This window comes from Vibrio sp. S11_S32 (genome assembly GCF_014694465.1).
Taxonomy (GTDB): Bacteria; Pseudomonadota; Gammaproteobacteria; order Enterobacterales; family Vibrionaceae; genus Vibrio; species Vibrio algicola.
Genome location: NZ_JAAUWS010000031.1, coordinates 19,147 through 29,804, shown reverse-complemented (window position 1 = coordinate 29,804; position 10,658 = coordinate 19,147). Strand labels below are relative to the sequence as shown.

The 10,658-nt window shown below is 41.5% G+C and carries 8 protein-coding genes, 1 tRNA gene and 2 riboswitches; of the genes, 8 read left to right on the top strand and 1 reads right to left on the bottom strand.

Translation table 11 applies throughout. The features are described 5' to 3' along the window. The first annotated feature begins 35 nt into the window (after positions 1-35). From HC723_RS12675 to thiH, 8 genes are all read left to right on the top strand, one after another. Positions 36-112, top strand: a tRNA-Asp gene (locus HC723_RS12675). Between the two features lie 385 nt (positions 113-497). Further along, a riboswitch (Fluoride riboswitch) is annotated at positions 498-569 on the top strand. Between the two features lie 77 nt (positions 570-646). After that, positions 647-2,017 (top strand): voltage-gated chloride channel family protein, encoded by a 1,371-nt coding sequence (locus HC723_RS12670; RefSeq protein WP_190339357.1) that lies wholly within the window; start codon positions 647-649, stop codon positions 2,015-2,017. Positions 2,018-2,098: 81 nt separating this feature from the next. Then, positions 2,099-2,196, top strand: a riboswitch (TPP riboswitch). A gap of 121 nt (positions 2,197-2,317) precedes the next feature. Beyond that, the gene (gene thiC, locus HC723_RS12665) at positions 2,318-4,276 is read left to right on the top strand and encodes a phosphomethylpyrimidine synthase ThiC (protein WP_274601943.1); all 1,959 of its coding nucleotides are present in this window, start codon (positions 2,318-2,320) and stop codon (positions 4,274-4,276) included. Continuing rightward, positions 4,276-5,562: a thiamine phosphate synthase gene (gene thiE, locus HC723_RS12660; protein WP_190339356.1), complete on the top strand. Its 1,287-nt coding sequence runs from the start codon at positions 4,276-4,278 to the stop codon at positions 5,560-5,562. The genes thiC and thiE overlap by 1 nt, the downstream gene beginning before the upstream one ends. Before the next feature lie 31 nt (positions 5,563-5,593). Continuing rightward, complete coding sequence (locus tag HC723_RS12655) at positions 5,594-6,343, top strand: HesA/MoeB/ThiF family protein (protein WP_190339355.1); 750 nt, start codon at positions 5,594-5,596, stop codon at positions 6,341-6,343. A gap of 86 nt (positions 6,344-6,429) precedes the next feature. Continuing rightward, entirely contained in the window at positions 6,430-6,630 is a 201-nt protein-coding gene (gene thiS / locus HC723_RS12650; protein WP_153445593.1) for a sulfur carrier protein ThiS, read from the top strand. Between the two features lie 4 nt (positions 6,631-6,634). Next, positions 6,635-7,438: a thiazole synthase gene (locus HC723_RS12645; protein WP_190339354.1), complete on the top strand. Its 804-nt coding sequence runs from the start codon at positions 6,635-6,637 to the stop codon at positions 7,436-7,438. A 9-nt stretch (positions 7,439-7,447) separates the two neighbouring features. Beyond that, positions 7,448-8,560 carry a 2-iminoacetate synthase ThiH gene (thiH, locus tag HC723_RS12640; protein WP_190339353.1) on the top strand — a complete coding sequence of 371 codons (1,113 nt, stop codon included), beginning with the start codon at positions 7,448-7,450 and terminating at the stop codon, positions 8,558-8,560. Positions 8,561-8,654: 94 nt separating this feature from the next. Here the strand turns inward: thiH and HC723_RS12635 are convergent, their stop codons facing one another. Further along, a complete protein-coding gene (locus tag HC723_RS12635) occupies positions 8,655-10,448 on the bottom strand; it encodes an aminopeptidase P family protein (RefSeq protein ID WP_190339352.1) in 1,794 nt (597 codons plus the stop codon). Positions 10,449-10,658 lie beyond the last annotated feature (210 nt).

The following is a 10,658-nucleotide window of genomic DNA, read 5'->3' as shown; positions in this document are numbered from 1 at the left end:
CCAGGCTTTGATTTAGTATACTGAATAGACACTGCGGAGTGGTAGTTCAGTTGGTTAGAATACCGGCCTGTCACGCCGGGGGTCGCGGGTTCGAGTCCCGTCCACTCCGCCACTATTTATGAAAGCCTGATTCGAAAGAGTCGGGCTTTTTTGCGTCTGAATAAAATAGAACTTAAGGGTAATGGCACTGCGAAACGGTAGTTCAGTTGGTTAGCGATCATTAAAAACAGCGGCCTGTCACGTCGGGGGGCGCGCAAGATTGGTGATATTAGGGAGTCCCGTCCACTCCGCCACTATTTATGAAAGCCTGATTCGAAAGAGTCGGGCTTTTTTACGTCTGAACAAAGTTAAAATATAGAGCATGTAAAGGCAATGACTTTGAGGTGACATACAGTGGCCGTACCGTATTAAAATAGGTCTTTTTTCACCTGTATGACCCACATCAAGTGTCTAGAGTTGAATTATTGGTGATTGATGTATAAAATGTTTTTGTGACTCACGTCACGGGTGATGGAGTTCCACCTTAACCGCTCAATGTCTTTTTCTGAGATGATGACTCCTGCTAGGTGGGATAGATCTATCGGCAGGTTTCCAACGCTTTTCAATATCTATCCTATACTATTACTCATTTATTTTAGGTAGATATATGTCTCACCCCCTTAAACCAAATCCCAAGTTATTTATCCAAATCTTACGTTGGATAATTATTATTGTTCCTGTTGCTAGTGTAATAGGCGCATTAAATGCTTTCTTTTTGTGGCTACTGTCTGAAGCAACAGCAACCCGTGAAGCCAATACTTGGCTGTTATATCTTTTGCCTTTTGCTGGCTTACTGATTGTTTATCTATACCGAGAGCTTGGTAAAAATTCAGATGGTGGTAATAACCTCATCATGGATGAAATACACCAACCAGGTGCAGGGATCCCAACTAGAATGGGTCCTTTAGTACTTATCACAACGGTTATTACCCATCTATTTGGTGGCTCAGCAGGACGTGAAGGTACTGCGGTTCAGATTGGTGGCGCTGCTTCTCAATGTTTTGCAAAATGGTTTAAGTTATCACCATCAGACACTCGTCTACTGCTAATTTCAGGTATTGCGGCTGGTTTTGGCGCGATATTTGGCACGCCATTGACGGGGGCTATTTTTGCCTTAGAAGTGCTAGCAATTGGCCGCTTGAAGTATGATGCAATTATTCCGGCATTATTTGCTGCTATTATTGCCGATACTGTTTGTACTGCACTGGGTACGCACCATACTCATTACCGGATTGATTTTTTAGAGTCTTTTAAAATGCTCGATCATGTTGTAAAGGTTGATCCACTTTTGCTTTTAAAAATCATTGTGGCTGGGGTTGGTTTTGGCCTCGCCGGATACTTATTTGGTGAGTTGACCCATTCATTAAAAGACTTTTTTAAATTAACGCTTAAAAATCCATACCTGATTGTCTTTATTGGTGGTGTTTTAGTTATTTTAATCACTAAGTTGATTGGTAATTACGATTACACTGGTTTAGGGGTTTATAGCAGCCGTGAAGGCGGGGTCAGTATTGTTTCAGCCTTCCACCAAGGTGGTGCAGAGTGGTATAGCTGGATACTTAAATTAGTATTGACCGCATTAACGCTATCGGTTGGGTTTAAAGGTGGTGAAGTCACCCCTTTATTCTTTATTGGTGCGACATTAGGTAATTCTTTAGCTTGGGTTTTAGGGGCGCCACCTGAATTATTTGCTGCACTGGGTTTCATCGCTGTGTTTGCAGCGGCAACCAATACTCCGCTGGCATGTACTATCATGGGGGTTGAGCTATTTGGTTCTGAATACATACTCTATTTTGCTATTGCGTGTTATACCGCTTATTACTTCAGTGGGCATACTGGTATCTACTCATCTCAACGAGTCGCGGTGCCCAAATTGTTTGATCTAGAAGGTGAGGCTCCTTTTGATGGGAAAATTGGTCAATTAAGAGAGACTCACTCGAGTTTATTTGGATTATTAATTAACAAACTTAAAAAATAGTGCTTAACATCACACTTTTTGGTTTTGTTAGTTATTAAATCTAAAATAGCTTGCTGAATATTTAAGCACTAAATATACTCTTCTGACTTGTCGGAGTGCCATAAGGCTGAGACCGCGTTGCGGGATCCGTTGAACCTGATCAGGCTAATACCTGCGAAGGGAACGAGAGAAGAGTAATTTTCTTATATTACCCATCTATAAATGTAACTGTGAATCCACAGATCTGCATTCTTGTGCATCAAATCCGTCAAGCATTTACTCCTTCGGGAACTATAACTCTAAAAGTTAAAGGAAAATGCTATGTCGTCAAGTCGTAAACAAGCTCGTATGGAAGCTAAAAATTTCATTGAGTCACTTTCTGTACAACCATACCCAAACTCAGAAAAAACCTATATCCAAGGTAGCCGCACTGACATTCGCGTCCCTATGCGTCAAATATCACTAGCAGATAGTTTGGTTGGAGGGAGTAAAGAAAAACCATTATTGTCTCCTAATGAGCCCATTCAGGTCTACGATACTTCCGGTCTTTATACCGATCCAACTTACCAGATAGATCTCCATACTGGCTTGCCAAAGCTAAGAGAACAATGGATTACTGAGCGCGACGATACTGAAACGTTATCAGATGTCAGCTCCACGTTTGCCAAGCAAAGATTAGCCGATGACACCTTAGATAATCTTCGTTATGGCAACTTACCTAGAATTCTAAAAGCCAAACCAAACCAATGCGTCACTCAATTGCATTACGCGAGGAAAGGCATTATTACCCCTGAAATGGAGTTTATTGCCATTCGTGAAAATATGGGTCGTCAGAAATTTGCGGATGAACAGTTAAATCAGCAGCATCCTGGCAATAACTTTGGCGCTAATTTACCAAAGGAGATCACCCCTGAGTTCGTACGTCGAGAGGTGGCGGAAGGGCGTGCGATTATTCCATCTAATATTAATCACCCTGAATCAGAACCTATGATCATTGGGCGTAATTTCTTAATTAAGGTGAATGCCAATATAGGTAATTCTTCTGTTTCTTCATCAATCGAAGAAGAAGTAGAGAAGTTGGTGTGGTCAACACGTTGGGGCGGCGATACTGTAATGGACCTTTCGACGGGACGTAATATCCATGAAACGCGAGAGTGGATTTTACGTAACAGCCCAGTACCAATTGGAACGGTTCCGATGTACCAAGCATTAGAAAAAGTGAACGGTGTCGCTGAGGACCTTAATTGGGAAGTGATGCGAGACACCTTAATTGAGCAAGCTGAGCAGGGGGTGGATTACTTTACTATTCATGCTGGCCTGTTACTTCGTTATGTGCCGATGACGGCTAAGCGGGTGACTGGGATTGTTTCTCGTGGTGGCTCGATCATTGCAAAGTGGTGCTTAGCTCATCACCAAGAAAGCTTTCTTTATACTCATTTTCGTGAGATCTGTGAAATTTGTGCCAAATATGATGTAGCACTTTCACTGGGAGATGGCCTACGTCCAGGTTCAATCGCTGATGCCAATGATGAAGCGCAATTTTCTGAACTGCGTACATTAGGCGAGTTGACTAAAATCGCATGGCAATATGATGTCCAAGTGATGATTGAAGGTCCTGGGCATGTTCCTATGCACATGATCAAAGAGAATATGGATGAGCAGTTAAAGCATTGTCATGAAGCTCCATTTTATACTCTAGGGCCATTAACCACCGATATTGCACCAGGTTATGATCATATCACCTCAGGTATTGGTGCGGCGATGATCGGTTGGTTTGGTTGTGCGATGTTGTGTTATGTCACCCCAAAAGAGCACTTGGGTTTACCAAATAAAGAAGATGTAAAAACAGGGCTTATTACTTATAAACTTGCTGCTCATGCTGGCGATTTGGCCAAAGGTCACCCTGGCGCACAAATTCGAGATAATGCCTTATCGAAAGCACGCTTTGAATTTCGTTGGCATGACCAATTCAATCTTTCTCTTGATCCTGAAACTGCACTGGCTTTTCATGATGAAACGCTACCGCAAGAATCAGGTAAAGTCGCTCATTTTTGCTCGATGTGTGGCCCTAAATTTTGTTCAATGAAAATATCGCAAGAAGTGCGTGAGTATGCCAAAGACACCAAACAAGTAGCCGCCGATCAAGCGATTGATATTAAAATGTTCAATGATCCATTGGAAGGAATGAAACAAAAATCGGCCGAGTTTTTAGCGACAGGTTCAGAGTTATATCATCCTGCTAAATCGCATCTCGATGAAGAATCTGAGCTGGAGGTTTAATGGTACATATAAAGCTACCCCCACAACAACAAGCTCTGACTTCAATGATCACCAATTGTTTATCTGCTGCAAAGCAGGTAGGTTTTGCGATTGAAGATATAGCCATAAGTCCTGGTCATTGCGAATACATTGCTGTTATTGATCAGGATCAGGCGACATGTTATTCGGTTTTGCATGATGCGGTGCAAGATACTTTGAGTATTAATAATGCAGACCGTTATCTATTGTATTTGAATGGGCAACCTCTACCAGAAATATTGAATGATAAAACGCTATATATTGATGCTTACTTTGAGGGTGAGTTACATGATGTATGGTTGAATGCAGAACAAGAGTATCGTGTATTACGCTCCTCACATGTTATAGCTCCTCTACATAGTGAGCGTCATCTTGCGTGGTTTTTTACGTGCTTAAGTCTCGAGTTCTCGCTTCAAGATGCATTGATGCTAGCCCGTGCTGCAATGACTGTACCGTTACCTCACAGCAGTATGAATAAATTACGCGAACCAGATTCGAGTGTTTCACGTGAAACATGGCCAACAGAACGCTTTTTATTCCCGACACCTTTAATAATGGTTAATGAGCGAAGTGCTAAATTTAATTGGAACTGTATTGAGAAGCAATGGTTTGATTATCAACCAATAGAGCGTGATAAATTTAACTTGTACCCAGTGGTGACTCATTATCGTCAAATTGAAAAATTGTTGATGCTAGGAGTTAAAACAGTTCAATTGCGAATAAAAAACCCGCTTCAGAAAGACCTAGAAGAGCAAATTAAACATGCGGTCGCATTGGGCGAAGAACATGATGCACAGGTGTTTATCAATGATTATTGGCAATTGGCCATAAAACATCAAGCTTATGGTGTACATCTAGGCCAAGAAGATCTGCAAGTGGCCGATTTGAAATTAATACAGCAAATGGGCTTACGTTTAGGACTCTCTACTCATGGATATTATGAGGTATTAAAAGCGGCACAATTTAACCCGAGTTATATTGCACTGGGGCATATATTTCCGACACCGACGAAACAAATGCCATCGAAGCCGCAAGGGGTCATTAAGCTTAAATTATATCAACAGATGATCAGCAGCTTAATGCCTCATGAACCGACGGTGGCGATTGGTGGTATTGACCTATCTAACGCAAAACAAGTTTGGCAATGTGGAGTGTCGAGTTTGGCAGTTGTACGTGCCATTACCGAAGCTCCTGATATACAATTAGCCATCAATCAATTTGCACAAATTATGCAGGAGGATCTGGCTGATGTTGCCGAACCTGCATAGTTAATAATTAAGCTTCAATCTAAGGCTATCTATGAATGATTTACAGTTTCATCGCTATCAACGTCAAATTATGGTTCCAGAAGTTGGGGAGTCGGGTCAGGAACTTTTATTGGCAAGTAAAGTTTTGATTGTTGGTTGTGGCGGTTTGGGTTCATCGGTAGCTTTATATCTTGCTTCGGCTGGTGTGGGTCAGTTGGTGGTGGCGGATGGTGATAGCGTTGAGTCTTCTAACTTACAACGCCAAGTGATTTATAGAGAATCCGATATTGGTGTTAATAAGGCCAAATCGACCGTTCATCAAATTAAACAACTTGATTCACAATCAAAAATCCGTGCAGTTGAATCATTCTTACAAGATGAAAGACTAAAACTTGAAGTGATGATGGCGGATGTTGTGTTGGATTGCAGTGATAACTTCCCAACTCGGCAAGCGGTAAATAAAGCCTGTGTTGAATCGGGCACACCTTTAATTTCCGGCTCGGCAATTGGGTGGGTTGGCCAATTGATGACGTTTGATTTTAGGCAAAGTAAACAGCCTTGTTATCACTGTGCGGTTCCTTACCAAGATAATAGCGCAGGCTTAAAATGTTCTGAAAATGGCGTGATCGGACCGGTTGTCGGCACTGTAGGTAACCTTCAGGCATTAGAAGCAATCAAACTGATAAGCAACAATACCAAGCTAAAGCCTAACGTTTTAAATTTATTTGATGGTCAGACGCTAGCTTGGCAAAAATTTAATATTAGCGTAGATCCTTCATGTCCAGTTTGCTGTCATTTATAAAGATGAAAGCCCTCTAACAGAGTTTAAGACTAGATAAACGGCAGATATGGAAGAGGAGGGACACGTTCAAATTTCTAGGATAGAAGATGAATATAATGGTCAATGAAGAAGTGGTGCTACTGGATGGTGTGACTTCTGTGAGTGGCTTACTCACACAATTAGAAATTGAAATAAACAATATAGCGATTACGGTAAATCACACCATCGTCCCACATTCTTGCTGGGACGAATTTGAGATTAATAGTGGTGATCAAATTTCTCTTTTCCAAGCAATAGCAGGGGGCTGAGTGAATGATATCTTCCACAATTGTGAAACCTAATACTTCATCAGATAGTCTAGTTATCGCCGATAAGATTTTTTCTTCTCGCCTTTTTACCGGAACGGGAAAGTTCGCCAATCAATCAATAATGGCCAATGCATTGGAAGTTTCAGGAACGCAACTTTGTACAATGGCATTAAAACGGATCAATATACATAACCAAGATGATGATATTTTAAAGCCATTAATCAATGCAAAAATTAATTTATTACCCAATACCTCGGGCGCCAAAGGGGTGAAAGAAGCGATTTTAGCGGCTGAATTAGCGCGTGAAGCTTTGGCGACTAACTGGCTTAAATTAGAGATACATCCCGATCCTAAATATTTAATGCCGGATCCAATAGAAACCCTAAAAGCCGCAGAAGAATTAGTAAAGCTCGGTTTTGTCGTCCTACCATACTGTCATGCCGATCCAGTTCTGTGTCGTCATTTAGAGCAAGTTGGATGTGCCGCAATCATGCCATTAGGTTCGCCGATAGGGTCCAATAAAGGACTAGCATCGAAAGATTTTCTCGAAATTATTATCGATCAAGCAAACATTCCGGTGATTGTCGATGCGGGAATTGGCGCGCCATCTCACGCAGCTCAAGCAATGGAATTGGGTGCAGATGCGGTACTGGTTAACACTGCGATTACCTCTGCCAACGATCCGAACTTGATGGCAGAAGCATTTAAACTTTCAGTACAAGCGGGCAGAATCGCTTATCTTGCGGGATTAGCTGCGAGTAGTCATCAGGCGGTTGCATCAAGTCCATTAACCTCTTTTTTATCTTAGGAGTGGGTGATGAGCTTTATTGAACATTTTAAAAAATTAGACTGGGATAATATTAAGCTGTCGATATACAGTAAAACCGCACGAGATGTAGAGCGAGCGCTAGGCAAAAATAAGCTTGATCTGGAAGATTTTAAAGCGTTAATCTCGCCGGCGGCCGAAAGCTATATCGAACAAATGGCACAGCAATCCTATCGATTAACTCGTCAGAGGTTTGGTCATACGATAGGTTTCTATATACCACTTTATCTATCGAACTTATGCGCCAATTCGTGTAGTTACTGTGGTTTTTCTATGGATAATCGCATCAAACGCAAAACATTAAATTTGATAGAGATTTCAGGTGAAATCCGTGCGATCAAAGCGATGAAGTTCGATAGTGTTTTATTGGTAACCGGAGAGCATGAAACTAAAGTTGGAATGAAATACTTTCGCCAAACGCTCCCCTTAATCAAGCAGTCATTCAATTATCTAGCTATGGAAGTCCAGCCGCTTGAACAGCATCAATACGCCGAATTGAAAACCTTAGGTTTAGATGCGGTGATGGTATACCAAGAAACCTATCATCCTTCTACTTATGCTCAGCATCATTTACGCGGCAATAAACAAGATTTTTATTATCGATTAGACACCCCTGATCGGCTGGCAAAAGCAGGCATCGATAAAATAGGCATTGGGGCTTTGATTGGCTTAGAAGAATGGAGAACAGATTGTTTTTTCACTGCGACCCATTTGCAGTATCTTGAAAAACAGTACTGGCAATCACGTTACTCCATTTCTTTTCCAAGATTAAGACCGTGCGAAGGTGGTGTTCAACCTAAATCAGTCATGACAGATAAACAACTGGTACAGCTGATTTGTGCTTACCGCTTGTTTAACCCTCAAGTTGAATTGTCATTATCGACACGTGAATCGCCACAGTTTAGAGATAATGTTTTAGCGTTAGGGGTTACCAGTATTTCTGCAGCCTCCAAAACACAACCTGGGGGTTACGCTAATGCCGATGTTGAGTTGGAGCAATTCGCCATCAGTGATGAGCGTTCAGCGCAACAAGTAGAAGCGGCGGTAAAGTCGCGAGGATTTGAAGCTGTATGGACTGACTGGCATTCGGCTTACTCTGGTTAGTTTGAATGTTTCACGTGAAACAATAAGGCCTAACATTAGCGATAATGTTAGGCCTTTTTCATTATTGTTTTGATAGTTACTATTTTCGATGATATTAATCGGCGTAACGTAATGGTTGGGTTGCGTGTTGCAGCCAGATTTTAACCTCACTATTCACGAGTGGGCTTAAATCATCCCACACTTTCTGATGATAATCATTGAGCCAAGTGAGTTCTGGACGATTGAGCATATCAACATTGATCGCTCGCACATCAATAGGACAACGGGTTAGAGAGTGCAATCCAAGCAGTTCCAGATCACCATTGGTTTCAACTGGATTAATTAACTCTAGGTTCTCGATCCGAATACCAAATTCATCGGTACGGTAATAACCGGGTTCATTTGAAACTACCATGCCCGCTTGCAGCGCCACACCATTATACGCAGGTGAAATACGCTGAGGGCCTTCATGCACACTTAAGAAGTGACCGACACCATGACCGGTACCGTGATCATAGTTATAGCCTTTTGCCCATAAAAATTGGCGGGCCAAAACATCCAGTTGACTACCTGTTGTGCCTTTGGGAAAGCGAGCACTGGCTAAAGCAATGTGACCTTTCAGCACTAAAGTATATTGTTGCTTCATAAATTCTGAAGGTGTTCCAATCGCAATAGTGCGAGTAATATCTGTGGTGCCATCTTGATATTGGCCACCAGAATCAACTAAGTACAAACTGTTTAAACTTAGCTTCCCAAACTCAGATTGATCGGCGTGATTGTAATGACACATTGCTGCATTGCTGCCTGCCGCTGAAATAGTATCGAAACTTAAATCGGCCAGAGTCGGATCTTGTTCGCGACATTGTTGTAGTTTGGTCGCTAACAGATCTTCATCATGCAGTCGACCACTCGCAACTTCTTTATCTAACCAACATAAAAAAGAAGACATCGCCACGCCATCTCGGACATGACAATTGATCATCCCTTGTGCTTCAACGTTATTTTTACAAGCTTTAGGTAATAGACATGGATCCGCGGCAGGATGAATGATGGCCTTGTGCTTATTCAATATCAGTGAGAACCAAGCATTAGAAGTACTTGGATCGACTAATACTTTTTTAGTCGCCAATGAGGCTAATACTGTTTCAAGTTGCAGAGGAGAGTGAACACGTACATTGGCTCCAACATGTTGGGCGAAATTGTCTGGTACACGAGAGGGATCAATAAAGAAATCAACGCTACCATTTTGATGAATGATCGCTTGGCTTAATAGTACCGGCAGGCGAGAAACGTCTAAGCCACGAATATTAAGTAACCAGCACACCGAGTCTAATTGCGTCAATAAAGCTGCATCAAGGTTATCATTCACTAGAATATCAGCAATTTGTTGACGCTTGTCTGCACTTGATTGTCCTACCAGTTCAAGATCCATTAAACGCATTGATGATTCAATAGGATCGGGACGATCTTGCCAGATAACATCAATCGGATTGTGATCTAAGCTGATCAGCTGCAGTTGTTGTGATAACTGAACTTCGGCTTTCTCAAACCAAACCGCAGAGTGCATTTTTGGATCGATAGCAAGGCGTGCACCTTGTTTAAGATTTTGACTTGCCCATTGCAGAGGTGGTTGTTGAATTAGATGATGATAAGAGAAAATATCACTTGGTGCTTGTTTAGTGACTTGAATGGTATATCGACCATCGACAAAAATAGCCGCCTGATCTTGAGTGATGATTGCGGCACCGGCTGATCCGACAAAGCCCGAGATATAAGCAAGCCTTTCATTATGCAGTGGAATATATTCGCCCAAGTATTCATCTTCGTGAGGAATGATAACTGCATCGAGGTTGTTGTTGGTTAACCATTGGCGTAAAGCTTCAATGCGATCTGAAATGTTAAGTGACATGTTTTATCCTTAATATAATGTGCAACTTCTAATGCATCTATTTATTTTTATGTTTCAAATATAACCTGATTAATCTTAACATTATCTCCTTATTGTTAAAGCTAAGCTTGTAGCAGATCGAGTACTGGACATAATAAGAAGGTATATTTCTACGTAGGGAATCTTAATCATTCATCACCAATATAATTGATAATTTAATTTGCCAAAAAC

Bases quoted from the DNA above. Each gene is read 5' to 3' on its own strand.
- HC723_RS12670 (WP_190339357.1), top strand. From the start codon at position 647: ATGTCTCACCCCCTTAAACCAAATCCCAAGTTATTTATCCAAATCTTA.
- thiC (WP_274601943.1), top strand. From the start codon at position 2,318: ATGTCGTCAAGTCGTAAACAAGCTCGTATGGAAGCTAAAAATTTCATT.
- thiE (WP_190339356.1), top strand. From the start codon at position 4,276: ATGGTACATATAAAGCTACCCCCACAACAACAAGCTCTGACTTCAATG.
- HC723_RS12655 (WP_190339355.1), top strand. From the start codon at position 5,594: ATGAATGATTTACAGTTTCATCGCTATCAACGTCAAATTATGGTTCCA.
- thiS (WP_153445593.1), top strand. From the start codon at position 6,430: ATGAATATAATGGTCAATGAAGAAGTGGTGCTACTGGATGGTGTGACT.
- HC723_RS12645 (WP_190339354.1), top strand. From the start codon at position 6,635: ATGATATCTTCCACAATTGTGAAACCTAATACTTCATCAGATAGTCTA.
- thiH (WP_190339353.1), top strand. From the start codon at position 7,448: ATGAGCTTTATTGAACATTTTAAAAAATTAGACTGGGATAATATTAAG.
- HC723_RS12635 (WP_190339352.1), bottom strand. From the start codon at position 10,448: ATGTCACTTAACATTTCAGATCGCATTGAAGCTTTACGCCAATGGTTA.